At 66.3% G+C, this 24919-nt stretch carries 30 protein-coding genes, 1 tRNA gene and 1 pseudogene; 10 read left to right on the top strand and 22 right to left on the bottom strand.

All coding sequences use genetic code 11. The features are described 5' to 3' along the window. Nucleotides 1–77: 77 nt before the first annotated feature. A complete protein-coding gene (gene mshD, locus ABZ444_RS08830) occupies nucleotides 78–974 on the top strand; it encodes a mycothiol synthase (protein ID WP_357994523.1) in 897 nt (298 codons plus the stop codon). 12 nt (nucleotides 975–986) lie between these two features. Here the strand turns inward: mshD and ABZ444_RS08825 are convergent, their stop codons facing one another. The 3 genes from ABZ444_RS08825 to dcd form a co-directional block, all read right to left on the bottom strand. Beyond that, nucleotides 987–1991 carry an inorganic phosphate transporter gene (locus tag ABZ444_RS08825; protein WP_357967035.1) on the bottom strand — a complete coding sequence of 335 codons (1005 nt, stop codon included), beginning with the start codon at nucleotides 1989–1991 and terminating at the stop codon, nucleotides 987–989. A 5-nt stretch (nucleotides 1992–1996) separates the two neighbouring features. Further along, complete coding sequence (locus tag ABZ444_RS08820; RefSeq protein ID WP_106243913.1) at nucleotides 1997–2614, bottom strand: DUF47 family protein; 618 nt, start codon at nucleotides 2612–2614, stop codon at nucleotides 1997–1999. Between the two features lie 236 nt (nucleotides 2615–2850). After that, nucleotides 2851–3426, bottom strand: a complete 576-nt coding sequence (dcd, locus tag ABZ444_RS08815; protein ID WP_357994435.1) for a dCTP deaminase — start codon at nucleotides 3424–3426, stop codon at nucleotides 2851–2853. Nucleotides 3427–3525: 99 nt separating this feature from the next. Here dcd and ABZ444_RS08810 point away from each other — a divergent pair. Further along, nucleotides 3526–3599 (top strand) — tRNA-Gly (locus ABZ444_RS08810). 101 nt (nucleotides 3600–3700) lie between these two features. Here ABZ444_RS08810 and ABZ444_RS08805 read toward each other — a convergent pair. From ABZ444_RS08805 to ABZ444_RS08765, 9 genes are all read right to left on the bottom strand, one after another. Beyond that, complete coding sequence (locus ABZ444_RS08805; protein WP_357994434.1) at nucleotides 3701–5032, bottom strand: site-specific integrase; 1332 nt, start codon at nucleotides 5030–5032, stop codon at nucleotides 3701–3703. After that, entirely contained in the window at nucleotides 5032–5238 is a 207-nt protein-coding gene (locus ABZ444_RS08800; RefSeq protein ID WP_357994433.1) for a helix-turn-helix domain-containing protein, read from the bottom strand. The genes ABZ444_RS08805 and ABZ444_RS08800 overlap by 1 nt, the downstream gene beginning before the upstream one ends. Before the next feature lie 12 nt (nucleotides 5239–5250). After that, on the bottom strand, nucleotides 5251–6852 hold the full coding sequence (locus ABZ444_RS08795) for a replication initiator (RefSeq protein ID WP_357994432.1): 1602 nt from the start codon (nucleotides 6850–6852) through the stop codon (nucleotides 5251–5253). Next, on the bottom strand, nucleotides 6849–8276 hold the full coding sequence (locus ABZ444_RS08790; protein ID WP_357994431.1) for an FtsK/SpoIIIE domain-containing protein: 1428 nt from the start codon (nucleotides 8274–8276) through the stop codon (nucleotides 6849–6851). The genes ABZ444_RS08795 and ABZ444_RS08790 overlap by 4 nt, the downstream gene beginning before the upstream one ends. Nucleotides 8277–8360: 84 nt before the next feature. After that, nucleotides 8361–8672, bottom strand: coding sequence for a hypothetical protein (locus ABZ444_RS08785; RefSeq protein ID WP_357994430.1), 312 nt, complete (start codon nucleotides 8670–8672; stop codon nucleotides 8361–8363). Continuing rightward, nucleotides 8669–8935, bottom strand: a complete 267-nt coding sequence (locus ABZ444_RS08780; protein ID WP_357994429.1) for a hypothetical protein — start codon at nucleotides 8933–8935, stop codon at nucleotides 8669–8671. Before ABZ444_RS08780 ends, ABZ444_RS08785 begins: the two co-directional genes overlap by 4 nt. Next, a complete protein-coding gene (locus tag ABZ444_RS08775) occupies nucleotides 8935–9360 on the bottom strand; it encodes a plasmid replication, integration and excision activator (RefSeq protein WP_357994428.1) in 426 nt (141 codons plus the stop codon). The genes ABZ444_RS08780 and ABZ444_RS08775 overlap by 1 nt, the downstream gene beginning before the upstream one ends. A 112-nt stretch (nucleotides 9361–9472) precedes the next feature. After that, complete coding sequence (locus ABZ444_RS08770) at nucleotides 9473–10210, bottom strand: GntR family transcriptional regulator (protein WP_357994427.1); 738 nt, start codon at nucleotides 10208–10210, stop codon at nucleotides 9473–9475. 432 nt (nucleotides 10211–10642) lie between these two features. After that, nucleotides 10643–10939 (bottom strand): hypothetical protein, encoded by a 297-nt coding sequence (locus tag ABZ444_RS08765; protein ID WP_357994426.1) that lies wholly within the window; start codon nucleotides 10937–10939, stop codon nucleotides 10643–10645. Between the two features lie 333 nt (nucleotides 10940–11272). On the opposite strand from ABZ444_RS08765, the gene ABZ444_RS08760 reads away from it, so the two are divergent. From ABZ444_RS08760 to ABZ444_RS08750, 3 genes are all read left to right on the top strand, one after another. Further along, nucleotides 11273–12067 (top strand): GntR family transcriptional regulator, encoded by a 795-nt coding sequence (locus ABZ444_RS08760; RefSeq protein ID WP_357994425.1) that lies wholly within the window; start codon nucleotides 11273–11275, stop codon nucleotides 12065–12067. Between the two features lie 15 nt (nucleotides 12068–12082). After that, on the top strand, nucleotides 12083–12274 hold the full coding sequence (locus ABZ444_RS08755) for a zinc ribbon domain-containing protein (RefSeq protein ID WP_357994424.1): 192 nt from the start codon (nucleotides 12083–12085) through the stop codon (nucleotides 12272–12274). A 78-nt stretch (nucleotides 12275–12352) separates the two neighbouring features. After that, nucleotides 12353–12745 carry an SCO5389 family protein gene (locus tag ABZ444_RS08750; RefSeq protein ID WP_357994423.1) on the top strand — a complete coding sequence of 131 codons (393 nt, stop codon included), beginning with the start codon at nucleotides 12353–12355 and terminating at the stop codon, nucleotides 12743–12745. A 106-nt stretch (nucleotides 12746–12851) separates the two neighbouring features. Here the strand turns inward: ABZ444_RS08750 and ABZ444_RS08745 are convergent, their stop codons facing one another. Beyond that, a complete protein-coding gene (locus tag ABZ444_RS08745; RefSeq protein ID WP_357994422.1) occupies nucleotides 12852–13043 on the bottom strand; it encodes a hypothetical protein in 192 nt (63 codons plus the stop codon). 362 nt (nucleotides 13044–13405) lie between these two features. Between ABZ444_RS08745 and ABZ444_RS08740 the strand changes: the two genes are divergently transcribed. Then, on the top strand, nucleotides 13406–14188 hold the full coding sequence (locus ABZ444_RS08740) for a class I SAM-dependent methyltransferase (protein WP_357994421.1): 783 nt from the start codon (nucleotides 13406–13408) through the stop codon (nucleotides 14186–14188). 334 nt (nucleotides 14189–14522) lie between these two features. On the opposite strand, the gene ABZ444_RS08735 is transcribed toward ABZ444_RS08740, so the two are convergent. From ABZ444_RS08735 to ABZ444_RS08725, 3 genes are all read right to left on the bottom strand, one after another. Further along, nucleotides 14523–15035, bottom strand: a complete 513-nt coding sequence (locus tag ABZ444_RS08735; protein WP_357994420.1) for a hypothetical protein — start codon at nucleotides 15033–15035, stop codon at nucleotides 14523–14525. Between the two features lie 307 nt (nucleotides 15036–15342). Further along, complete coding sequence (locus tag ABZ444_RS08730; protein WP_357994522.1) at nucleotides 15343–16320, bottom strand: site-specific integrase; 978 nt, start codon at nucleotides 16318–16320, stop codon at nucleotides 15343–15345. A 489-nt stretch (nucleotides 16321–16809) separates the two neighbouring features. Next, on the bottom strand, nucleotides 16810–17244 hold the full coding sequence (locus tag ABZ444_RS08725) for an SRPBCC family protein (RefSeq protein ID WP_357994419.1): 435 nt from the start codon (nucleotides 17242–17244) through the stop codon (nucleotides 16810–16812). A 232-nt stretch (nucleotides 17245–17476) separates the two neighbouring features. On the opposite strand from ABZ444_RS08725, the pseudogene ABZ444_RS08720 reads away from it, so the two are divergent. The 3 genes and pseudogenes from ABZ444_RS08720 to ABZ444_RS08710 all read left to right on the top strand — a co-directional run. Then, a pseudogene (locus ABZ444_RS08720) lies at nucleotides 17477–17929 on the top strand (integrase core domain-containing protein); the annotation flags it as partial. Between the two features lie 228 nt (nucleotides 17930–18157). Then, a complete protein-coding gene (locus ABZ444_RS08715) occupies nucleotides 18158–18748 on the top strand; it encodes a hypothetical protein (protein WP_357994418.1) in 591 nt (196 codons plus the stop codon). A gap of 1045 nt (nucleotides 18749–19793) precedes the next feature. Beyond that, the gene (locus ABZ444_RS08710; protein ID WP_357994417.1) at nucleotides 19794–20072 is read left to right on the top strand and encodes a hypothetical protein; all 279 of its coding nucleotides are present in this window, start codon (nucleotides 19794–19796) and stop codon (nucleotides 20070–20072) included. Between the two features lie 170 nt (nucleotides 20073–20242). Here the strand turns inward: ABZ444_RS08710 and ABZ444_RS08705 are convergent, their stop codons facing one another. The 3 genes from ABZ444_RS08705 to pyrH all read right to left on the bottom strand — a co-directional run bounded on the left by ABZ444_RS08705 (nucleotide 20243) and on the right by pyrH (nucleotide 22156). Next, nucleotides 20243–20497, bottom strand: a complete 255-nt coding sequence (locus tag ABZ444_RS08705; RefSeq protein ID WP_357994416.1) for a hypothetical protein — start codon at nucleotides 20495–20497, stop codon at nucleotides 20243–20245. A gap of 332 nt (nucleotides 20498–20829) precedes the next feature. After that, nucleotides 20830–21369, bottom strand: coding sequence for an SMI1/KNR4 family protein (locus ABZ444_RS08700; RefSeq protein ID WP_357994415.1), 540 nt, complete (start codon nucleotides 21367–21369; stop codon nucleotides 20830–20832). Nucleotides 21370–21448: 79 nt separating this feature from the next. Next, entirely contained in the window at nucleotides 21449–22156 is a 708-nt protein-coding gene (gene pyrH, locus ABZ444_RS08695; RefSeq protein ID WP_357994414.1) for a UMP kinase, read from the bottom strand. A gap of 139 nt (nucleotides 22157–22295) precedes the next feature. On the opposite strand from pyrH, the gene ABZ444_RS08690 reads away from it, so the two are divergent. Next, nucleotides 22296–22946, top strand: coding sequence for a histidine phosphatase family protein (locus tag ABZ444_RS08690; protein ID WP_357994413.1), 651 nt, complete (start codon nucleotides 22296–22298; stop codon nucleotides 22944–22946). Nucleotides 22947–22968: 22 nt separating this feature from the next. Here ABZ444_RS08690 and ABZ444_RS08685 read toward each other — a convergent pair whose 3' ends face one another. The 3 genes from ABZ444_RS08685 to ABZ444_RS08675 form a co-directional block, all read right to left on the bottom strand. Continuing rightward, nucleotides 22969–23349, bottom strand: a complete 381-nt coding sequence (locus tag ABZ444_RS08685) for a GNAT family N-acetyltransferase (protein ID WP_357994412.1) — start codon at nucleotides 23347–23349, stop codon at nucleotides 22969–22971. Between the two features lie 149 nt (nucleotides 23350–23498). Next, nucleotides 23499–23960 carry an NUDIX domain-containing protein gene (locus tag ABZ444_RS08680; RefSeq protein ID WP_357994411.1) on the bottom strand — a complete coding sequence of 154 codons (462 nt, stop codon included), beginning with the start codon at nucleotides 23958–23960 and terminating at the stop codon, nucleotides 23499–23501. Between the two features lie 234 nt (nucleotides 23961–24194). Then, entirely contained in the window at nucleotides 24195–24863 is a 669-nt protein-coding gene (locus ABZ444_RS08675; protein ID WP_357994409.1) for a FadR/GntR family transcriptional regulator, read from the bottom strand. Nucleotides 24864–24919: the final 56 nt, after the last annotated feature.

Raw genomic sequence — 24919 nt, 5'->3', positions numbered from 1 at the left:
AAGGTAACGATTGACGGGGGCAGCCAATGGCATTGTTCGCCATTGGTACGCCTAGAGTTCCTTATGTGGGTGCACATGTGAAGATCTGCGAACGACTCGACGACGACGAGGTCTCCCAGGTTCTCCGCATCGTCGAGGCGGCGACCGAGACGGACGGGGTCCGCCCGCTCAACGAGCACGTGATGCTCCATCTCCGGTACGGCGGCGACCCCCGTGCCCGCTCGCTGCTGCTGCACGCCGACGACGGCGCGCCCGCGGGCTACGCGCACGTCGACCCCACCGACGAGGTCGAGGGTCCGAGCGCCGAGCTGGTCATCCATCCCGCCTACCGGCGCCAGGGCCACGGCACGCGGCTGCTGCGGACCGTACTGGAGCTGACCGGGGGCAGGGTGCGGCTGTGGGCGCACGGCGACCACGCCGGTGCCGGGGCGCTGGCGGCGTCGTTCGGCTTCGACCGGGTGCGCTCGCTGTGGCAGATGCGCCGCTCGCTGTTCGCCCCGCTGTCGCCCTACACGCTTCCCGAAGGGGTGGAGCTGCGCACGTTCGTCCCGGGTCAGGACGAGGAGGCGTGGCTCAAGGTGAACGCCGCCGCCTTCGCCCACCACCCCGAGCAGGGCGCGTGGACGCTCGACGACCTGCTCCGGCGCGAGCGCGAACCCTGGTTCGACCCCGAGGGCTTCTTCCTGGCCGTACGCGGCGACCGGCTCGCCGGCTTCCACTGGACCAAGGTCCACGGTTCGTCCGAGCACGGCCACGAGCCGCTCGGCGAGGTCTACGTCGTGGGCGTCGACCCCACCCAGCAGGGCACCGGCCTGGGCCGCGCGCTCACCCTGGCCGGCCTTACCCACCTGCGCTCGCGCGGCCTCGCCCACGCGATGCTCTACGTGGACGAGGCCAACACGGCCGCGATCAGGCTGTACGAAGCGCTGGGCTTCGCCCGCTGGGACGTGGACGTGATGTACGCCGGCGGATGACCCCCCGGCGCCCTACTCCACCATCAGGTGGAGGACGGCGTAGGCCAGCGCCGCCACGAGGGCGGCCGCCGGGATGGTGAGCACCCAGGCGGTCACGATGTTGCCGGCCACGCCCCACCGCACGGCGCTCAGCCGCTTGGTCGCGCCGACGCCCATGATCGCCGTGGTGATGGTGTGGGTGGTGGAGATCGGCGCGCCGAACCCGATCGCGGCGCCGTACAGGACGGTGGCCGCGGCCGACTCGGCGGCGAACCCCTGGGGCGGGTCGAGCGCGATGATCCGCCGGCCGAGCGTGCGCATGATGCGCCACCCACCGGCGTACGTGCCGAGCGAGATCGCACCGGCGGCGCTCAGGATGACCCACTGCGGGATCCCCTCGCCGGGGCTGGCGTACCCGCCGACCGTGAGCGCCAGGAAGATGACGCCCATCGTCTTCTGCGCGTCCTGCAGGCCGTGCCCGAGCGCCATGGCGGCGGCCGAGACGGTCTGCGCGTAGCGGAAGCCGCGGTTGGTCCTGCCCGGCTGGCTGTTGCGGAAGATCCAGTAAATTGCGATCATGATCAACGCGGCGAGGCTGAACCCGATCAGCGGCGACAGGATCATCGGGATGACGACCTTCTCGACGACGCCGTCCCAGTGCACCACGCTGGCCGAGGCCAGCGCGGAGCCCACCAGGCCGCCGATGAGCGCGTGACTGGAGGAGGAGGGCAGCCCGAAGTACCAGGTGATCAGGTTCCAGACGATCGCGCCGATGAGCGCCGCGGCCACGACGACCAGGCCGTGCGGACCGTCGGGAGCGTCGATGATCCCTTTTCCGACCGTCTGGGCCACCTGAGTGCCCAGGTGGGCGCCGATGAAGTTCATCGCCGCGGCCATGAACAACGCGGCCCTGGGAGTGAGCGCCCGGGTCGAGACGGAGGTCGCGATGGCGTTCGCCGCGTCGTGGAACCCGTTGGTGTAGTCGAAGGCCAGGGAGATGACGACCACGCCGATGACGAGGGCGAGCGTGAGGTCCACTGGGCCTAGCTTTCCTTGACCGCGATCGACTCGACGGTGTTGGCCACGTGCTCGAAGGCGTCGGCGGCCTCCTCCAGGGCGTCGACGACCTCCTTCATCTTCATGACGGTGAGCGCGTCGTACTCGCCGCTGAACAGCTTGGCCAGCAGCCTGCGGTAGACCTGGTCACCCTGGTTCTCCAGGCGGTTGACCTCGATCCAGTACTCGTTGAGGTTCTTCATGGAACGCAGCCGGGGCATCGCCTCGGCGGTCAGCTCGGCGGCGCGTTCCAGGACCTCGACCTGCCGGACCACGTCTTTGGGGAGATGGTCGATCTGGTAGAGGACGATGAGGTCGGAGGCGGCCTCCATCGCGTCCATCACGTCGTCGAGGTTGGAGGCGAGGCGGTAGATGTCCTCACGGTCGAACGGAGTGATGAAGCTCTCGTTGAGCCGGTTCATGATCGCATGGGTGCGTTCGTCACCGGCGTGCTCGCAGGCGCGCATCTTCTCGGCCAGGGCTTCCCTGTCCGATCCGTCACTGATGATCTCGACCAGCAGACGGGATGCCGTGACCAGGTTGTTCGCGGAGTCGGCGAACAGGTCGTAGTAGCTGTCCTCACGTGGCGTGAGACGCAGGCGCACGTCGTTCTCCAGATGTGCGGGGATGGTCCGTGGAAGAGGGTACGGGTTACCAGGCGAAATGCGAACTTCATGTCTCCTTCGCCTTCTGGCTACCCTGCGTATGTTGTGCGACACCGGGGTTCGGAGTAGTTTGGCCGCTTTTTGCAGGGAAATCCGGCCGGTGACGTGGCCTGTTGTCGGGTGTGCGGAGGGCTCATCCTTCCGCGACGTTCCCTAAATGTTCACCTGTTGTTCACTCAAATCTTCGTCCGGTGGAAGTTCCTGAACGACCGGGACGGAGTCGGGCCCCGCTGACCCTGATACCGGGACTCGTACTTGGCCGACCCGTACGGGTGCTCGGCGGGCGAGCTGAGCCGGAACACGCACAACTGCCCGATCTTCATCCCCGGCCACAGCTTGATGGGCAAGGTCGCCACGTTGGACAGCTCGAGCGTGACGTGCCCGCTGAAGCCCGGATCGATGAACCCGGCGGTCGAGTGCGTCAGCAGGCCCAGCCGTCCGAGCGAGCTCTTGCCCTCCAGCCGCGAGGCCAGGTCGTCGGGGAGCGTGATCACCTCATAGGTGGAGGCCAGCACGAACTCCCCCGGATGCAGGATGAACGGCTCGTCACCGGACGGCTCGACCATCCGCGTGAGATCCCGCTGCTCGACGGCGGGGTCGATATGGGGGTACTTGTGGTTCTCGAAGACACGGAAGTAGCGGTCGAGCCGTACGTCGATGCTGGACGGCTGGATCATGTCCTGGTGGAAGGGGTCTAGGGCGAGCCGGCCGGAGTCGATCTCAGCAAGGATGTCACGGTCAGATAGCAACACGGTGAGCCAACTTACCGTCCCGGCCGGAAAAGGTGGGGCGTTGGGTTTGCTGTTGGGGGGCAAGTTTCCGCTACAGTGGGGACGCGTACTTCGGTTCGTGCGGGTGTAGTTCAATGGCAGAACATCAGCTTCCCAAGCTGACAGCGCGGGTTCGATTCCCGTCACCCGCTCCACATACTGAGGCCCAGGTCAGGAATCGGATCCCAACCCGGGCCTTGATCATGTCTGGAGCTGTTCGATCTTCTCGGGCCATTAGCGGGCCATTAGTCGTTGATCATCCTGCGGGAACCAGTGCTCCGGCCGCCTCGTCCCCCTCGTCGTCATCACGGGCCGCGAGTTGCCTGTCGATGGCGTTGGTGATCGCCTCGTCCGCGCCTCTGACCGCGTGCTGGTAGATCATCGCAGCTCGTACGTTGTCATGACCCATCCGCGCCATGAGGTCCTTGAGGCCCGCGCCCGACTCGGCGGCGAGCATGTTGCCCGTGTGCCTCAGGTCGTGGAAGTGCAGCCCGGGCAGGCCCATGTCGGACACCACATCGACCCATCGGGTACGGCTGTTGAAGCCGCTGCGACGGATCGGTCCGCCCTTGGCCCCGGGGAACATGAGTGATCCCGGGGCGTCCTTGACATAGGTGTCCATGTGCTCGCGCAGGATCGGGACGATGTTCTGCGGGATACCCACGGTTCGCCGTCCCGCCTTCGACTTGGGCGGGCCGAGCACCAGGCCGCCGGACGAGCGCTCCACAAAGGCCACCCGTACCCGGACCGTACGCGCGTCGAGGTCCACGTCCATCCGGCGTAGCGCACTGACCTCACCCCAACGCAGGCTCGCGAAGGTGGCCAGCAGGACCATGGCACGGAACCGGCGGTCCTGCGTGGAGTCCGCTTTGCCGCCCGTCCCCATCTTCCACAGCGCCCGTTCGGCTTCCGCGCGAGTGATGAAGATCTCAGGATGCGTGCGCATCTCGCCGTGCCGCTGGAAGCGCAGCCGGTAGACCCCGTCCTTGACCTTGCGCACGTTGCCGATCGGCCGCAAACCCACCCGGCCAGCAAGCTCGAAGACCTGGGTCACGGAGAGCACCGGGCGTTCGGCGGCATGCTCGTCGCCGGCCCCGCGAATCCGGCACGGGTTGTGAGGAATGAGCCGGTCGTCTTCGGACGCGGTCATCAGCACCGCTCGAAGCAGCCGGTATGCCTTGGCCGCCATCCCTACCGAGACGCCGTTGCCGAGCAGGTCTGCCCGCCACTGCCGAACGGACGAGGTAGAGATCTTGGCCACCTGGACGTTGCCGAGATACGGAGCGATGTGCTTCTTGAGCAGCCAGCGATAGAGATCGACCGTACGAGGTCGCAGGCCGGGGCGCTGGACGATCCAGGTCTCGGCGTAGTCCTTGAGCTTGACCTTGCCGCGCTCGGGGTCCGTCCATTCGCCCTTGATGATCTGGGCCTCGATGAGCGACAGCGCCCGCTCTGCATCTGACTTGCGCTCGTAGGTGTCAGTGCCTGACCGAATGCGTCCGTCAGGGCCGGGATAGCGGATCTGGTACCGCCCGGACTCGCGCTTCCGGATGTTGCCGAAACGACGGTGGTTGTCCTTGTTCGCCATCAGGCGGCCCTTCTGGTTGCGTCGAAGGTCGTCATAGGCGGGACGGTCCCAGCGACAACGAAGGCGATCAGTGCGGACTCTCGGATGCGGACGTGCCGCCCGACCTTCACGAACTCGATCCGGCGTTCGGCGATCAGTCGGCGGACGAAGCGAACCGAAGTGCTGAGCAGTTCGGCCGCTTCCGGGACGGTGAACAGTTGGTCCAAGATCTCCTCCTCTCAGGCTGCCTGCGGATTTGCCGAAAGTTCTTCGAGTCCTCTCAGGTGAGCGCGCCATCGCTGGCGTTCTGCGATGGATCTAAGGAGCCGGACGGCGAGCGGAGGCACGTTGGCGTCTCCGGCCGGGACGGGTCGCCAGACGTAGCGGTGCGGGTCTGGTGTCTCGTCGGCCTGGCCGAGGGCTTCCAGGACCCAGGTGCGGCGGTCCTGCTTGTGCTCAGCGAGGGTCTTGTTCGACCACTTGCGGGAGACCAGGACGCGGCGTCCGGCGTAGCCGAGGTGGTCGGGCTTGTGGGCCTTGCCATGGCAGCGGCCCGGAGCCATTCCGGGTTTGGCGCCCTTGGGTTGGATGCCGTAGCGCAGCCAGTTGGCGCAGGTGGGCGAGCACGGTTCGGCGCGCAGGGCCTCGACGAGGCGGGCGGCGTGCTCACGGCGGGCCGGGTTGTCGGCGGTGGCGTCGAGAGGGTCGGCCAGGCTCTTGGTCAGGTACTTGGTGAGATAGCCCAGCCACTTCCCGGCGGCGGGTGTGCCCGCCAGGACGCTTTGGATGTTGTGCTGCTGGCCGAAGCGGACCATGTGCAGGGGCTCGGCGTCCTCGTCGGCTTCGAGCTGGTCGAGTGCCTGGTCCCAAGTGGGCAGGACCTCGCCGGTGGCGGGGTCGAGGTAGCCGGCCCCGTCCTGCCAGATGGGCAGGTGATCGCCGTCGAAGCGGACTTCATCGGTCGGTGGCCACCACACCTGGTGGTAAGTCGCGGCGATGATCTGCTTGAGTTCGGCGCGGGGCAGCGTCCCCCGGATGGCGATGTGCAGGTGCGGGGCAAGCCGCTGCTGCGGTTCGACAGTGCCGAAGTACTGCACGTCATAGCCCGCGACCCGGCGCAGGTTCTGCACGAACCGGTCCACGAGCTTGGAGAAGTGCAGCGCGTCCCGGGCGGCCTGCGCGTAGTCGTAGCTCTCCGGATCGACCGGCACCCCGTCACGCACCTTGCCGTAGGAGGGCAGGGTGAGAGTGACGAACAGGCTTGGGCGGTAGATCTTGCCGTCGGCGGCTTGGAAGGTGCGGCCAAGGGTGGTGTCGGCCATCTTGCGCTTGGGCAGGTCCGGCGCGTCCTGCCGTCGCCGGGTCGAGCGGGAGCGCTTCGGGGCGGTCCGGCCGAGAACACTCCCCCGCATCCCGGCGGCGCTGATCTCCTCGTCCAGACCGGCGATGGCGGCATCCCAGTCGGCGGCGTCCTCACCGAGCTGTTCAGCCTCCTCACGCCGGGCCTGGAGATCGGCGCGGAACTCGACCAGCCATCGTTGATCGTCGGTCGGCTCGTCAGATGTGATAGCGGGTTCGTGGTCGAGGTGCCAGCCTTCCCGGCACTGGGCTATGCGGAGTTGCCGGTTGCGCTTGGCGCACGGCGGGCACTTGGCCTCCAGCGTGGAGCCGCACGGGACGTCGATGAGTTCCCACTGTCCGGTGTGAGTGTCGAGCCGCTTGAGCGGGACGGGCCGAATGCACACGCCGTGCAGCTTGGCGACCTCTTCCACGACATCCCGGGCCAGTGGCATTGCCATCCGGATCGTTCGGGGTAGTGCGCGGTCGTGCGGGTTGGTCATGCAGCCTCCTCTCGCTCGGTGAACAGGGCGACCATTTGGCGGATGTCGGTGTCGGAGACGTAGGCGGCGCGGACGCGGATCGGTTCGGGTGAGGTCTCCAGTCGCATGTACGCCACGCCAGCGCCCAGCTCGGGGACAGGTGAGATGTGGTCGGCGAGTGCGCCCCGGTCGCGTGCGCCGTCGCCGAGGACCATGTCCACCTGTTCGGACTCGTCCAGGCGGAGGGCGATCTTGTCGGGGAACAGGTTGCGGATGTTCATGACTTCCTTGCGTGGGTCTTGGAGGGCGGCCATGACGCCGACGCCGACCGAGCGGCCCTGTGTCGCCAGGGTGGCCAGGGCTGCGGAGATGCGTTGCCGGAGGTGCTTGTCGGGTTGGTAGGCGGTCAGGAACGCGACCTCGTCAACGAGCACCAGGACGAACGGATCCTCGATGGTCGGCGTGTGGGACCGTTGGAGACCGGCGAAGCGGGACGCGCGCTTCTGCATGACGCTGACGGCCTCATCCAGCAGGTCGGCGCAGTCGGACGGGTCGGCGGCGTACCGGCCCTGGAAGAGCTCTCGGCCGAAGGACAGCTCCATCAGCTTGGGATCCAGCGCCCACACTTCGGCCAGGCCCGCCCGCATCGCGGGGAGCAGGCCGCGGATCGTGTCCCACAGGAAGGAGCCCTTGCCGGCCCCGGTCGCGCCCGCGATCAGGACGTGGGTTCCGTGGACTTTGAGCCGGAGCGGTTGGCCGTCCTCCTGCTTGCCGATCTCGATCGGTCCGACTGATGGCTCTTCTGGGATGGGTAGTGCTGGCATGGGCGCGGCGAGTGGATCGCTGCGTGGGAAGGTCAGCAGCAACCGGCCGCCCTTGACGAGCGCGACACGGCAGGAGAGGGCGCCGAAGCCTTGGGCCAGGTTGTCGGTGCGGTCGGTCCAGTCCTTGACGGCCTGCCCGTCGAGCATGCGCACGGTGATGCGGTCGGCCCAGCCATCGCACTGAACCTTCACCAGTCGGGGCATGTAGGCCCGGCCGCTGACTCGCTTGGCCAGCCCGGAGACCTCCATGACGGCTTGCCAGTGACGGCGGTAGACCGACATCAGCCGCCACCAGGCCAGCAGTCGGAAGCCGACGAGCCGGGCGAAGGACTCTGAGTCGGTGCAGGCCCAGGCAGCCAGGGACAGGACGACGAAGCCGAGCATGGATGCCGCAGCGGGCCAGCCGTAGAAGTAGCAGACGACACCGAGGACGACAGGGACAGCGACGGCGACCGGGTGCCGCCAGGTGGTGCGGACGAGGGCCGACAGGAAGCGCCAGATGTAGACGAGGAAGGTGACGATGGCGGGTGTCTTGACGACGGCCGGTCGGAACACGACGGCCGTATCGGGCGTGGTGGAGACGAGGTTACGCGCCTCGTCGCCAGGCAGCCGCTTGAACATAAGCTGGGAACCTCTCGTGATGTGGAGTCAGGGGAGAACCGAGGGGCCGCCGGAAGTTGCCGCTTCCAGCGGCCCCGCCTCATGTCAGGTCGCCGGGTCGGTGGCGTCCTTGTCGGCCTGTTCGGCGTGCAACTGCTCGCAGTCGGCCAGGTAGCGAGCGGCGGCGTTGAAGATCTCACGGGCGGTGCTCAGATCGGCGTCGGTGACCGGACCGGCCCCGGTGGTGGAGATGTGCACGTTCGCCTCGGTGGAGTAGAGCTCCAGGTACGGGCGCGGGTTACTGAGCAGGAGCCCAGCGCGAACCTTGAGGCCGGGCGTGTGGAAGGAGACGCCGACGTGCGGCGTGGACTGCGGTCGCAGGGACAGGGTGACGTAGGTGTACGGGCCGGGAGTCATGCCGCAACCCCCTTGCCGTCGGGCAGGCCGTAGAGGCTGCGCTCGACGGAGCGAGCGAAGCGGTTGGCCGCGTGAGCGAGCTGGCGGGCGAACTTCAGGTCCTCCACCGTGACCGGCCCGTTTGTGGTGACCAGGACGGAGGTAGCGCCGAAGTCAAGCGCCAGCACCGGCTCGCGGTGGGTGAACGGGTGATTCATGGTGCGGGCGGCGTGCCCGGTGGTCAGCCGGATCACGCTGTTGCGCGGGGTACGGCGTCGGGTCATCAGGCGGCGTCCTTTCCGGCCGAAGCCTTGCTCTGGGCGGGCTGGTTGAGCTGGCGAGGTGCGTGCATCTCGCGAACCTTGATCGAGTACGCGAGACGGCCGGCGGCGTTGACGTAGGGCGTGACGGACATGCCGGTGAACTCGACCGGCGTGAACGGCAGCCCCGGCATGGATTGCGGGGGCACCGGCTGGACCGGCGCGAGGATCTTGACCGCCACCGTCTTCTGTGCGGCTTTGACGGTCGGGTCGGCATCCATGACCGCGATCTGCCACACCGGCTCTCCGGTGAGCTTGTCGCGGGCCTGGACGAACCGGCCGCCGGTGGAGGCGTCGAAGTCCTTGACCGGCTCGACCTCGCCGACGACGTAGCAGCCGTGCGGAAAGACCTGATCGAAGCCGATCGCGATGGGACCTTGGATAGCCATGGCCTGTTCTCCTGTCGTACTGTCGCTAACTCGTACTGTCGAGTTAGAAGCTACCCAGAAAACGAACACTCGACAATACGAGTTTCCGAGATTCGCCGTGACTTAGGTCACATCACAGTGCGTAGGCGTCTTCAAGCTCATGCAACGCACCCGGAAGCGCGATGTCGACGATCAGCACCGGGCGGCCCGAGGCGTCGAAAACCCGAGCCAGCACGCCCAGCACTGCGGCCGACTTGCCCACTCCCAGCACCTTGACCTCGTCGGACAGAGGGTGACGGGCGGCCAGTCGCTCCACGACATGATCCAGCCTCAGCCCCCTGACCCCTTGCAGGTGCTGACGAACGCTTACGGTCAGTGGCGCCTGTCGGCCGAGGTCAGTCCCTTCGGCCAGTTCGATCGGGCACCAGAAGGTGACCAGTTCGCAGGGCTCGTCGGCGTCACTGAGCAGAACACGGCGCATCATGACCGGCGCCCCTTCGGGCAGGGCCAGCATCGCCGCCACATTCCCCGGCGCCGGCCGCGCTCCAGCCTCGATGACCGCCCCGCCCTCGCTGGATTCCACCCGGTCGAGTACGGCACGGCCCGGCCGCGAAGACTCACCCTCGGAGCCGGGCGTCGGGGTCTTCACATAGGAGCCCTTGCCGTGCTCGCGGTCGATGATCCCGCGAAGCTGCAATACCTGAAGCGCTCGTACCACCGTAGGACGGCTGACCGCGAACTCGCGAACGAGCTGGGTCTCCGAGGGCAACTGTGAGCCTGGAGGGTAGGTGCCGTCCGCGATCTTGCGCCGGATCGCGGTGACGATCTGGGCATACTTCGGAGGAGCGTACTCATCATCAGATACGGACATGACAACAACCCAACTACTCGACTTATCGTCAGCATAGACGCGGACTCTTGTCTTGCAAAGCTGATCAAATGCGGCTGGCGAAAGTTGAGGCAGGGGGCCCTTGAGCCCCCTCAAGCCCTTCGACCTCATCGACCGCATCGCCACGCTCGCCCTATCGAGCCAACCCAGACAAGAGCTTGGTCCAGTTCGCCTGAGCTTCAACAGGGGACCACCGATGGGTTTCCTGAACCTGATAGCCGCTGTCGAGCTGGACGATTCGCCGGATGAACGCTCGGCCCCCGCCCTCGCACAACTCGTACATCGGGACTCTGCAGGCGCAGGTCCACGCCAGCACCCGCACCCGCTCGCGCGCCTGGGAGCACTGCCAGAGCAGCCGCGCATGACCGCGCTGGGCCATAACGACATGCGGACTCAGGCACCCCTCGGACGGAATCACGGCGCGGCCTTGGGGTTCGGCCCCGACTTGGGCGACGAACCCGCCTGGCGGAGATCTCCGTACCGGAACGCGACCCGGCGGGCGGCGCGTGCCGGGTCCAGCGCCGGATGCCACGCGTAGACGCAGCGCTTGCGCCGATCGTCCCAGCCGATGCGCCACCAGAACCGGTCGCCGTCACACCACACGACGAGCCCGACCCAAACTGACACCAGCGCCAGGCCGTACCCGTCGTGAACATCGGCGGCAATCCCCAAACGCTGGAGATCGGCCTGCAGCGACTCGGCCATGTCCAACGGCGAAACGCTTGGGGAAGCCATGCGGCGAACTTCTCTCACGATGACCGCCTCTGCTCGGTCGTTCTAACGGGAGAGCCCCAGCAGGTCGAGCAGCTGTCACGCACGCGAGGGGAAGGGCCTGCCTCGCGCGGCCCGGCGATCAGCTCCTTGCGAGGACTCACGTACTTCCATCCCCGGCCGCCGCAGGACACGCATCGATTGGTCATGAAACCCCGCCCTTTCCAACTCGCCGGACCCTGCTAGCCTGGAATAGATTCACATACCAAGCATGTTCTAGCAGACCTGGTATGTCAATCCATACCAACCAATTGATTCGGGTGGGAGGACCACATGGGACTCAGCAGCACAGACGCCGCCGCACAGTCGAAGAAGCCCGCATACGTCCGCATCGCCGGCGCTATCAGGGAGCAGATCAAATCCGGCGCGTTGCAGGCGGACGACCCAGTTCCGAGCGCAGCCGCGATCTGCGAGCAGTACCAGGTCAGCATGATCACGGCGAAGAGCGCACTGAACCTGTTGCGCACCGAGGGCCTGGTCTACGGCATCGCAGGCAAGGGCACCTTCGTCGCCCAGAACCGGCGCATGGTCCGAACGGCCCCTCACCGGTACTTCCAGAGCAACGACCGCACATACGTCCAGGAGGCAGAGCGCGCCGGCCTCACGCCCGAGGCCCGCCACGAGACCCAGGTGATGGCCGCTACCGAGTCGGTCGCCCAACGGCTGGAAGTCGCCGCCGGGGAACATGTGATGGCGACGCGGTACCGGATCTTCGCCGGTGGGCGCCCGATGAGCATGTCAACCTCATGGGAGCCACTGACGATCACTGGCGGAACCGAGATCGAACATCCCCACCAGGGCACATACGCGAACAGCGGCCTCAACGCCCGGTTCGCCGCCATCGGCTGGACGATCGAACAGGTGGAGGAACACCTGATCGTCCGGCCACCCACACCCGAGGAGACTACGGAGCTGATCATCCCCGACGGAGTGCACGTCATCGAGGTGCACCAGACCGTCCGGGCTATCCAGGACGGCACCGACAACCTCGTTCCGGTCGAGGCGGCCGACATCGTGTTCCCCGCCGACCGCAACGAGTTCACATACTTGATGGACCGGCCCCGGTGACGTCAGGATGCGCCTATGACCGACGATCCATACCTGGTGGATGAGTTCGGCGAGCCCATCCCACTCAGGCCAGAGGGCTGCCCCAATTGCGGCCAGCAGTTCGCGACACGACAGGCCCGAACGTGCTGGAAGTGCGGCGCCCCGCTGGACGATGAAGACCAAGCCGACAGCGGCGTAGCGCCCCCGTCGAGACTCGACGGGGGCTGAAACATAACTTCGGCGGAAGTGTGTTCCAGCAGGCATGGAGCCTTGACCGAGGAGCTACCACGGCAGGACGCTCCAGGTATGTCGCTAACCGTTCCGCCCGCCCTGCTCGACAAGGTACGGCACGGCCATGTCGAGGAGGCTGAATTCATCGACTGCGTGCGCACCTCCCTGCCTTACGCATGGGAGCTGGTCAGCAACCTGATCGAACGTCTGCACGCAGGCACCGCCGAATTCGCCGACAACCAGGTCCCGCCACCCAGCGAGGAGGCACGCGGCCAGCTACTCCGCATGCTTTCCAGCGATGCCATGCGCAGCGCCATCGAAAGACACTTCGGGGTCGCCCTCGCGTTCCAGAACTGCCATCGTCTGGCGGTGTTCCGCCCCGATGCGGTCGGCGGCTCCACCCATGAGGAGTTCGTCTCGCCGCTCGCCCAACTCCGCAACCAGTCGCCCGAGCTCGTCAACTGCTGATCATCCCAGCGACCAACTGAGGCACCGCTCTTTGGAACGGTGCCTTGGTCGTATCGCGACGACGTGCCGCGGTACCGCGATCATTGCCGAGTTGTTCTTTTAGGTATCAAGCGGCGGCGCGGCGCGCCGCCGTACCCCGGCCCTCCGCCCGCCCGCCGTCCGGGCGTGCGGCCTGGGGGCCGGTCCCGGACGGCGGCGGGACACCGGGCCGCGACCGCACGCCGGCCCCGCCGCACTTGCCGAACGCGCCGACCGGGGTTGCCGCGCCGCCGCACAGATACAGCCCTACGATCGCCACGGCATGGCCGGCCACCGTCGATGGCTGGGGGCGATCGACGATCCGTGCTTCGTCCCTCAGCACGGCTCACCGAGCAGCGGTCGTCGGTCGTGCATCTGCGCGCCTACACACACCCGTGATCCGTCCTCGGCCAGGAAGAGACGGTGAACACTGATTCCGGGGTCAGGCGGGTCACCACGTCCACCTTGTAGCCGGAATGCATGCTCTCGCGGATGGCAGGTACTGGGCCCGCCTCTACCAGCACAAACACAGAAATAGTTCAGGGACACCTAAGAGGTGACTGCCCCTGCTGTCCCAAACGAGCAAGATCTAAAGGGCATTCGCTCAAATCCGAGTTCTGGAGCTCGTCTATGGTGCCCTCCATGGAGGACTTGTTTGGCGGGGCTGCGCCGTACTACGCCAGACACCGCCCCGGTTACGGTCAGGCGACAATCGGCTACCTGGCGGCAACGCTTGGCGCGGACAGCCGGGTGCTGGATCTCGGCTGCGGCCCTGGGACAATCGCGATTCCGCTGGCGCGGCGGGTGACGGCGGTGCTCGCTGTGGACCCGGCGCGGGAAATGCTCGCCGAGGGTAGGCGGCTAGCCCAGGGCCTCCCCAATATCGCCTGGTTGCCTGGCGATTCGACCGTTCTGCGGGCGTTGCCGCCGTTCGAGCACGTGGTGATGGGTCGGTCATTTCACTGGATGAACCGCAGGCCCGTACTGACGGAGCTGGACGAGTTGCTGCCGCCCGGCGGCGTGGTGGCCCTTGTCGGCCCAGCGAGGCAGCAGGGAGAGCCCTGGCAGCCGGACTTGCAACCATGGCAGCCGATCGAGAGACGGGTATGCGAGGAATTCGGCCTCGACATCCAAACCGCCGCCAACTCCTTCCACGCCACCAGCGAGCATCACCACGACATTCTGGCCACATCACCCTTCAGCAGCCTGGAAGCCCGGGTATTCAGCCGACGGCTGACCTGGGACGTAGACGGGCTGATCGGGCTCCAACTCTCCTACTCCTACAGCTCGCCCGACAGGCTCGGCGATCACCTGCCCGCCTTCGTCAAGACACTGCGACGGGCGCTGCTCGCCGACAACCCCGCAGGCCGGTGGGAACAGAAACTGGCGACCGAGGTGCTGGTCGCCAGGCGGCCGGGCCATTGAACACCCGGAAGGCACCCCCGGTGCTACAGCCGAATCCTCTCCGGATGGGTCTCATTTAGGTCTCGGTTCCCCCCGGACAGGGGCGTTCACCAGTGTCTTCGCTGGGTCATTCGCCCCAGCTAGAGACCGTGATGACCGGTGGCGAACGAAGGTTCACAGACTTGGAAGGCATGCGGTTCTCGTTCACGTATCCCCCGTAAAGATCCGGACATGAGTGAGATCCAATGGCTCGACAAATACAGCCAAGAGCACGGACGGCGGCGGTTTTCAACGGACGTCCACGGACACCGGACGCCAAGGTCGAATCCCCAACCCTTGATCGAATCGACTACTTTTAATCCGTAGGTTCCGTAATCGCTGATTCCGGACCAATCAGTTCGACCATCAGTACCACCCGGCCAGCCTCGACATCGAACCCGAGATCCGGATGACCAGGGGAACCCTCCGGAGACATCAGCACAGACTTTCCGAGACGCTGCCCGATCAGGCGGAGGACAACCACCAGGACATCCAACCGCTCCTGCCCTTGCAGTTCTCTGAGGTCGACGTCGAAGTCAATCGTCTCAGCCTGATACACCCGGAAGATCATCAGGACCTCAGGGATCGGCCAGACTCTCAACTCAGGCGTGGCGTCGGCGGATGCAGCGGCGACCATGTCCGCAGCCGAAGTAAGCTCCATCGGCTCACCAGCCAGCGAGTAGGCGTGCTGCCAACCCTGCGACTGAACGAGATCAAGCAGCACCTGCCAGTCCTCGACATTCGTTCCTTCTACGACCACGTCGGGCAACGTTCCGTTGATGTCGGGGTCGAAGAGGCACTTCACGTCATCCCACAACAGGTCAGGCACAGTACACATCATCCCCGAGGAAGTCCCTCCGGCGGATACTCCAACTCCCGATCGGCGGCTGACCGTCGGGCCATTAGCGGGCCATTAACCAAGGTGACGAGCGGTCAACTACGGTCACTCATGACCTTGCCGACATCCCGTGCGACCAGCAATCCCCTGCTACAGGAACCGTGATCGGTGCAGTTCCCAAGCTGACAGCGCGGGTTCGATTCCCGTCACCCGCTCCAATGACGGAAAGCCAGGTCAGGGTTTGATGCCCGACCTGGCTTTGATCGTTTCCCGAGCTCTCATCGATCTTCCGTGCCCGCTACGTGCCCGATCCGTCTGGATCTTGCTCGTTCGGCTGGGGGTCTTCGGGCTTCAGAGCTTCCTCGGCGAGCTTGCCGAGAGCGTCTGCGATGGCTCTGTCCCGCTCCAACGCGGTGTGCTGATAGATCAGCGCGGCCCTCGCGGAGGAGTGCCCCATGCGGGTCATCAGATCTCGTAGGGTCGCGCCGGACTGGGCCGCGAGGGTGTTTCGGGTGTGACGAAGGTCATGGAAGTGGAAGCCACTGAGCTTGGCATTCTTCAATGCCGCCGCCCAGACACGGGTGAAGTTCGCGCGCCGGAGCTTGGCCCCCTTGGGGCCGACGAAGACATGCCCGTCGTCGGACTGCTCGGCGTAGGTCTCCATGTGTGCGCGAAGGTCCGGCAGGAGCATGGCCGGCACGCTGACCACGCGCTTACCCGCCTCCGACTTGGGCGGCCCGATGGTGATCGAGCCGTCCTTGAGCTCGGTCGTGGTGCCGATGACGCGGATCGTGCCCGCCTCCAAGCCCACGTTCCTTCGCTGGAGCGCGGCCAGCTCGCCCCATCGCAGGCTCGCGAACGTGGCCAGCAGGATCAGCATGCGGAACCGCGGTTCGGTGGAGTCGGCCAGGACGAAGACCTGCTTCATGGTCAGCACTGGCCGCTCGGGAGAGTCCTCCTTGCCCGCGCCCTTGATCTTGCACGGGTTGGACTTGATCAGACCGTCATCGACCGCCGTGTTGAAGATCGCCTCCAGGAGCCGGTACGCCTTCGCCACCGTGACCGCCCCGACGCCATCGTCCAGACGAGTCTTGCGCCACCTCCGGATATGCGCTTCCTTGATCTCGCTCATGGTGCGGTTGCCGAAAGTCGGTACGAGGTGGATCCGGAGAAGCCCTTCGTAGAGCTGAAGGGTCTTGGGCCGCAACCCTGGGCGTTCTTCGACCCAGGCCGTGCCGTACTCCTTGAAGCTGACCTTGCCGAGATCCGGGTTCAGCCAGTCCCCCGCGTGGATCTCGGCTCCGGCGACTCAACAAGGTGAACCTCCGGCGGGATTTCTTCCGCGCCACTCCGGCCGAGGTACGCGACGTGTTGCGGAAGATCGCAGGTCAGCATCTCCTGGAATACCGCGACACGGCAGAGGCCCTGGAGTGGCGGCAGTCGGCCGCGGTGACCGAACCGGCTTAGGGTCGCATCAGGCAACGCTGACCGCTTCTATCTACGGTGCGGCCTGAGGCGTGAGCGTGTCTGACTTCTCGGCAAGTACTGCTGCCGTTGGGTCCGAAGACGAAACACACGTCGGCTGGTGTGGCGAGCTCGATGCCGCTGCGTCGGATCCGTAGCCTGGCTCGAAGTCGGCCGTGACGACGGCGAACGTCTCTGGATGCGATCTAGTGCGGTGGCCACAACGTTCACCGGGTCGGGTGATTGCGCGGCATGAGCAGCTGATCGTTCCCAGCAGCCGTGCAACGAGGTGACCTCGGGGTCAGGAAGCGCAGAGGCCAGCCAATCGGCGAACGTCGGCGCGGATCGATCGCCGCAACAACCACTTCAGCGCTGGCTCCAGCAGCCTCTCGGAGGTCACCCGCGGGGTGACTCGCACATGGAAGGTGAAGCGGCACCGGTCCTCGCCGAGCGGCTCGACGAGCCTGCCGCCCTCGGCGTCAATCCCCGAGGTGGTGCGCCAGGCAAACGAGCGACCCGGCTCCACCTGGATCACCTCACCGCCGTTACGATAGGTCCGACCCGCGAACCGCATCACCTCAGCAGTGGTCGTGCCCACCTGAACGACGCCTTCGGGGCGCGGCGCCATCGTCTCGACGCCCTTCCGCCAACGTGGATCCTGGCCGTAGTCAGCGACGACTGCCCACACCAGCGTGGCCGAACAGGCGATCTCCCCGTCTTCCTGAAGCTCGATCATTCGGCGATGGTACGAGGTTGGCGAGCCACAACTGAACACGGTGAACGTTCGTGGTCACCGCACTAGCCAGGATTGACAGCGTCCTTTCAGCACGGGCTCAACGGATGGGATACGCGTCTTCGAGTTCATGGCGATCCCCTGGCAGCACCGACTCCACCACAACCCATGGCTTGCCGGTGGCGTCACAAGCCACGGCGTACACGGTCAGCAGCGCGGCCGAACTCTTGACGCGCAGATGGACATCATGGGCGGGCTGCTGCTTGCCGACGGCAGCGAGGCCAAGCTGATCACCGGGGTGGACGATCACTCCCGCTTCTGTGTGATCGCCTCGGTGGTGGTCCGGCCGACCGGGCGGATGGTGTGCGCGTTCGCCACGGCGATGCGCGTCTATGGGGTGCCGCTGGAGGTGCTGACCGACAACGGCAAGCAGTTCACCGGCCGGTTCGGCGGTCCGAAGGCGGGTGAGGTGCTGTTCGAGCGGGTCTGCCGGGAGAACGGCATCAAGCTGCGTCACACCGCGCCGCGCACCCCGACCACCACCGGCAAGATCGAGCGTTTCCATCAGAGCGTGCGCCGGGAGCTGCTGGAGCAGGCGCTGCCGTTCGCCTCGATCGAGGCCGCGCAGAGCGAGATGGACGCGTTCGCCGAGCATTACAACACCGCCCGGCCGTACCAGGGCCTCGGTTCTCGCCGACCGCATGCACTGGCGCGCTGACGAGCAGGAGCGTGAGGGCGCGGACATGCCGACACGGCCGTGCAGCCGAGCCAGCGGATGCGGTTCCACCCCGGCGGGACGATATTGCGCACCGATGACCTCGATGCGTGGATCATGGTGTGGAGAAGTCGTGCAAATGATGTGTACGTGTGTCGGTAGACCTCGTCGCGTCTCGCCTGCAGCCCACAAACTGCATCCATGCGTCCCGCGATGAAGGGGCCCAACTGGGCCAAGTGGACAGTCATCATGGCGTTGCTTGGATGGCTTGTGCTGGCCATCGTGTCCTACCTGTCGTTGCCGATGTTCCAGACGATCTGGTGGTTCAGCAAGCTTGTGACCACGGCGGCCTGGTTATGGGCCGCTCTATGGTCCTGCGCGGCGGTGATGACCTACCTGTCACTCAAGGTTTATGTCCGATCCTTCGTCGTACTGACGATCGCGGTGTTCCTGGGGGCGGTCATCTTCAGGATCGACTGGCAGACCCTCTACATCGACAATCAGTTCTGGCTGCACCGGGATGAGTTCGCCGCTCTTGTGGCGGAGAACGAGAACGGCCGACCACTCACGGTGCCATGGTGGATGAAGTACCTGTCGATAGATGGCCAGGTGCGGCAGCAAGAGGAAGTCCTCTACCTTCCGGTGTTCGAAGACTCCTGGCGTGCGGAGAGCGGCAGAGGGATCGCCCATCTACCTGTTCCACCGACCTCCGAGACACTCGTCATGACCGCTGCCGGTGACCTCGGCAGACCCGTACGAGACCTGGGCAACGGCTGGTGGTGGGTGGAGTAGATCAGATTCAGCAGTACGTTGCGATGGCGGCATTGTGAATGTTGCCGCGTGACCATTGCGTACCGTCGAGGGACAGAAGGTTCGGCTGTGAACCTGGCGGACCAGTTCGGCCGGCCCGTGCTGGTCGAGGTCGTCGGAGAGTTTCCGTGCCAGATCCGTGCCAGAACAGGCAGGGAGCCACGGTCGCTCACGGGGACTCACGGTCACTCGACCCGCTCCGGCCTGCACCCCCGTTTCCCCAGCTCAACAGGGCAAGATCAGTAGATGGTTCCCAAGCTGACAGCGCGGGTTCGATTCCCGTCACCCGCTCCAACTACTCGGCCTTCCGCCCTTGGTGGGCGCTTCCCGCCCTGCTTGGGCTCCAGACAGCGCCTCACAAGGGGCTTCGCCTTCCTTCCTCCCCCCAAACCCACGCTCGCTCCGCTCGCCTTCGCGCCACATCTTGTCCGATTGCCGAGTCGGACGTCAGGAGCCCTGTCACCGTCCTGATCGTCACTATCGATCCGGGACGAGTCCGGGATGACGCTTTCGCCCCTACGCGCCATGAGTGGCTGTGGCTCGCAGCCGTGCGACATTCTCCGACCGTGAAGGTGGCCGCAGACGGCAGAACGCCCCTGCCGAGGAACCTGATGGCGAACGAGGTCGAGACGGACGACGGCTACGTCTTCGGGCTGGAGTCGCCGCTCCTGCTCAATGTCGGTGATCGGCTCGGCTTCGAGAATGGGCGTTTGGTTGTGGAACGGGTGGCAGGAGATCGACTAGCTCCCGGCGGAGCGTGGTCCACGCGATGCCGTCGACACGGGAGCTAGGTCACCGTTCACGTGACGCCGGCTGAACAGCCCGAGGTGGCCTCGGGACCGAGCAGACCTGGGACCTGGGGCGCGGTCTTCTATCCGGTGGGGCGTTCCGAGTTCGACTCCATAGCGATGGCCCGCTTCCCCTTCAGGCCGAACGACGGCGGACGGGAGCGGCTGACGGTGGAGATGCGTGTGGCGCCGCAGAAACCTATAGTGGCTGAGCTTCACCTACATATTGAGGTGGTCACGTGGCCGAACTGATCGGCATGGTCTATCAGACCATCCCCCTGACACTGGGCGGAGTCGTCTTCGTGGCCTTGTTCTTGGTGTTTCGGCGCACGCAGCGGCGCTCCCATTACCTCTTGTGGCCGGCAGCCGCCTGGTTCCTGGCTGCGTTGGACGAGTGGTACATGAGCACCTACCAGCCGGAGATGAACATACGAATCGACGCGCTACCTTGCTTGGCGCTGATGGCCACCACCACATTGACCTGCGTTCCGATGGCCTTCCTTCGTCAGCGGGCGTAGTCGAGTCGCAACGCGAACGCTTTCCAGCCCGGCCGCGGCACACGCCACCCACCGTTGCCCGGTCACACCGTGGGCCTGCCGATGTCCGTCCCCGGGAGACCTTCAGCGCTTCCTCCACGAGCTCGCATGGGCACGCTCGAAATCGCGCGTCGCCGGAAGAGCGGCTGGTCTTACTCGTCGTCCTCGTCGCCCGTGTATGCGTCGTACAGCTTGCGGCGGAGGAGGTCGGTTCGGACGGTCAGGGCGCCGAGGAGTTCCTCATCGCTCAGCCCGTCCGTGGTCCTGAAGGCCCATGAGGAATGGCCTTCCTCGTCGAGGCACTTCACGAGGACTATCGCGCCCAGAGCGGTCCATCCTTCGGGAAGCGGGTAGACGTCGAGGCCGTTCAGGGCCTGGCCTACGGGTACTTCCCCTTCCTCTGTCACGGCGCCTCCTGATGGCTGGTGGTGGCACGAACCGGGGTGTGCTGCCCAAGCGCGTCGCAGCAAACACTGAAACCGCTGTGCCGGGGGCACTCGACTTCCCCGGCTCGCGGGCAGTAGTAGATGTCCGGACAGCCGCAGTCGAAGAACACGGGCAAGGGGTCAGGCAGGGCGGCCACGTTCCAGATGATGTGCCGCTGGTTCCCCGCTGCGCAACTGCTTTGCTCTCCGAGCCAGAAGGCGAACGGCGACGGGACTCGGCGGGCGGGTACGGAGAACCGGCCTTCAGGCAGGAGCCCTCCGACTTGTTGCACTCCGGTCTCGGGAAGGGCGCCTCATTCTGCCAGCCGCTGCTGAGCCGACTCCCATGGCCGCATCTCGCCGTCTTCGTCGGCGTCTTCTTCGTACCAGCCCGATTCCGCGATCCAGGTCTCCAGCCAGTCGGTCAGGCTCTCCGAGTCGACGTACCACGCGTGGTGCCAGTCGCCGCTGATCCCGTTCGGTTCGAAGAGCAGTACGGGCCCCTCGGGGTTGCGGCAGTCCACGGCGGCGTACATGCCGCACCCCCAGTCCAGGATGGGCAGCACGTCCGCCGGCCAGTGTGCGTGGCCGCCGGAGCCTGAGGTCTTCCGCACCTCGCGGTATTCGTGCACGGCGGTACGTCCTGCTCCCGCGAGCGGGAGAAGCTGGTAGTCGGGGCCGAAGCCACCGTTGGCCACCTGGCGGTAGAGCCGTGTGAGCACCGGCGGAAGTCGAAAGCCCAAGATGCGTTCCGCCTGTGCCACCTCCTCCGCCGTCGCGGGGGGAGGCAGGTGCTCCGAGGTCGCGCTCGCCTTCACCGACAATTGGTGAAAGAGATCGTCGGTGTCTGTCACGACGGTGATCCTGCCAGTTGCTCACGACAATCTTCATCGGCAGAGCCGCTCTCCGCTGGGCCATTCCCGTCTGACGTGGCTATGCGGCCGGATCCCGGGTGATCCTCGTTCCTACGTCCTCTCCTTGGCAGATCGCCTCCATCACGCCCGTCGCCGCCACGTCGAACACGTGCATGAGAAGCCCTTGTTCGTTGGCGAGCACGAAGGCGCTTTCGTCCATCACCTTCACCCCGGCCGCCAGAGCTTCTCGATAGGTGAGGTTGGTGTACCGCTTGGCATCCGGGTTCACGTTCGGGTCGCTGTCGTACACCCCGTCGACACCGCGCTTGGCGACCAGCAGGGCGTCGGCTTCGAGCTCCAGAGCCCGCTGAACAGCCGGATAGTCCGTCGTGACGTACGGCTGGCCGATGCCACCGGCGAGCAGGACGATCAGCCCGCGGCGAAGGTGCCGGTCGGCGCGAAGCCGGATGAAGGGCTCCGCGACACTCTGCATCGGCACGGCCGTCATCACCCGCACATCCGTTCGCGAACGCGCGGTGAGCACTCCGCGCAACATCAACGCGTTCATCACCGTGCCGAGCATGCCGATGTTGTCGGCTTCGGCGCGGCCTATCCCCCAGCCCTCGGCCATCCGGCCGCGGAAGTAGTTGCCGCCGCCGATGACCACCGCGACCTCGACACCCAACGTGCTGACGGAGAGAATTTCGTCCGCCAGCTGAGCGAGGCTGGCCGGATCGGTGCCCCAACCGGCATCTCCCGCAAGTGCCTCGCCGCTCAGCTTCACCACGACCCGTGAGTAACGACTCATCCCGTTCCCTTCACGGCCGCACCCTCGGCGACCCGATCAAGAATACGAGGCGCGATCTCGCCAGGAACATCCCGACTGCAGGTGGTTCGACTGCCAATGCTTTGACATGATCCACTGCATGCGAACCCGGATGTTCTTCGTGCGCCACGGGGACTCCCTCCACAAGCAAGAGGGCGTGATAGGCGGCCCGAAGGGATGCCGCGGCCTCACCGATACCGGACATCAGCAAGCAGCACGGCTGGGGCGGCAGATCACCGCGGAAATCGGCGACGACACGGCGACGATCTACTCCTCACCCCTGCCACGCGCCGTACAGACAGCCGCCGCGATCGCGACGGCCGGCGGCCTGTCCTCGGCACAGGACTGCGGGCTCTGCACGTGGCACACACCGCCAGAGGCGGACGGACTCACCCACGCGGAGTTCCGGCGCCTCGACATCGAAGGCGGAGGCGTCTACCGTCCGTGGCAGAAAGGCAACGAGACCTGGGCCGAGATGGTGACCCGCACCAGCCGCACCATCACCGACCTCGCCCACCGCCACCGCGGCGAGACCGTCATCGTGGTCGGCCACGCCGAGACGGTCGAGATCTCGTTCAACGCCCTCGGACTGCTGCCGGTCTACCGGTCCTTCGACCTCAAGGTGTCCCCTGCCTCGGTGACGGAGTGGGTCACCGACCAGGAGCCGACACAGTGGCCGCCTCCCAGGTGGACACTCGTTCGGTTCAACGAGACCCCAGCCCTCGGGGAAGGCGCTACGGCTCTGGGGTGATCGCCGCACCGTCGCGGCTCTGTCAGCTCACGTCCGGTTCGGTCAGGTCCAGTACGCCGACCTTCTCGCCGCCGCTCTCCTCGCCCGTGAGCTGGAAGCCGAGTTTCCGGTAGAAGTCTTCGGGGCCGCCTTCTCCCGGCTCCCATGTGACGTACATCTGCGCGCCACCGCGACGCCTGACTTCGGCGGCCACGGCCCTGACGGCGAATCGTCCGACGCCCTGCCCCTGCGCCTCCGCCGCCACGTTGAGCCGCCACAAGCCTGACCTGAAGTCGAGGCCCTTGCCGTTCCAGTCGATGTCGAGGAAGGCCATGAGGAAGCCGACGGGACGATCCTCGTCCAGGATGAGGCGCGGCCAGGCCACCTGCGGCTGCACGTAGGCCTCCGCGAGAGACTTCGCCACCGGCGCGACGAACCGTTCCTGATCGGGACGGACGTTCACAGCCAGGGCCATCTCGACGTTGGCCGGGGTGATGGGCGCCAGCCGTAGGGATTTGTCCCTAGGGTGGAGATTGTCCTGCCCACGTGGTCCGGCAGCTTCGGGACGCGGGGTCAGCTGTGGAGCAGCTGGGTGAGCGGCTCGCGCGCGTCGGCGGGGTAGAGATCCAGCCGCCCGAACTCGGCGGCGCTCGCCCACCTGAGTTCGAAGGTGTTGTCCGGCCCGTGATCCAGGGCTTCCTCGCCGGAGAGCGACGGGACGCCGGTCACGTCCCGCATGAGGAAGTAGAAGGCGGGCCGGCCGCTGTGCGAGCCGGTGAAGAGCAGCCGGTCGACCTTCGCGGTGAGAGTCGTCTCCTCGTGGAGCTCGCGAACCGCGGCGCTCTCCGGCGACTCGCCGTCCTCCACGTGGCCTCCCGGGAGGAGCGCGTAGTGGTGTCCGGGACACTGCCGCCCTTGCCGGCCTTTGGCGGTGCAGATGGCGCAGGTGATGCCGGGGCCGCGCCGGAAGAACCGCTTGATGACCAGGACGCGGGTGCCGTCGACGACCACGGCGACCGCTCGGGGGATCGGCATGAGATGGATCATACGATTCGGCCACGGCTCATGACTTGGTCGCGACGCCCCAGTGGCTGCTGGAACGTGAGGTGAGCGCGCTGCTCAGGGTGGACGCCGAACGCGGGGGTGTCCGGCCCTGGACCTCTCACGCGAGTGGCGGGCCGCAAGGCGGTCGTACTGACGACGGGCCCGGTGGAGTCCTCCGGTCCACCAGGCGCGTCGAAGGCCTCGCCGTCCAGGAGGTAACGGGCGTCAGAGGTCGCGTTCCTGGTCGTTGAGGATGGTGAGCGCGATCGTGGCCGCGCCGGCCGCGTCGCCGGACTCGATCGCCTCGTACAGGTCCTCGTGGGTGGAGTCGGAGCCGAGCACGGCGCGTTCCATGCAGTGGTCGCGACGGACCGTCTCGCGCACCGCCTCGCTCATGCCGCGGTACAGGTCCAGCAGCACGGGGTTGTGCGAGGCCGCGGCGATGGACAGGTGGAACGCCACGTCGGCGTCGGCGAACGCGTCGAGGTCCGCGGCCTGGTGCGCGGCGGTGCGCCGGTCCAGGGCCGTTCTCAGGTCGTCGAGGTCGGCCGGCTTGCGGCGTTCGGCGGCCAGGCGGGCCGCCACGAGGTCCAGGCCGCGTCGTACGTCGATGATGTCCATGGTGGCCGCGCGGTCGAGGCGGCGCTTGAAGGCCACCTCGCTCTCGTCGGTCGCGGTGACGTAGGTTCCGTCGCCTTGGCGCGTGGTGAGCAGCCCGGCGTGGACGAGCACGCGTACGGCCTCGCGTACCGACAACCTGCTCACGCCCAGCGCCTCGGCCAATTGACTCTCCGTAGGGATCTTGGCCCCGACCGGCCAGACGCCGCTGGTGATCTCCTGGCGGAGCTCGCCGATGGCGGAGTCGACGAGGGAGGTCCGGCCCACGTGCCGCATTTGTCCTCTTCTCTAATCATCTGATGTCTGATAATTCTATGCCACTGTCGCCCTCG

This window comes from Nonomuraea sp. NPDC005730, assembly GCF_040630865.1.
Lineage (GTDB): Bacteria > Actinomycetota > Actinomycetes > Streptosporangiales > Streptosporangiaceae > Nonomuraea.
Note: the sequence above shows the minus strand (reverse complement) of the source record. Positions and strands in the feature narration are given on the sequence as shown.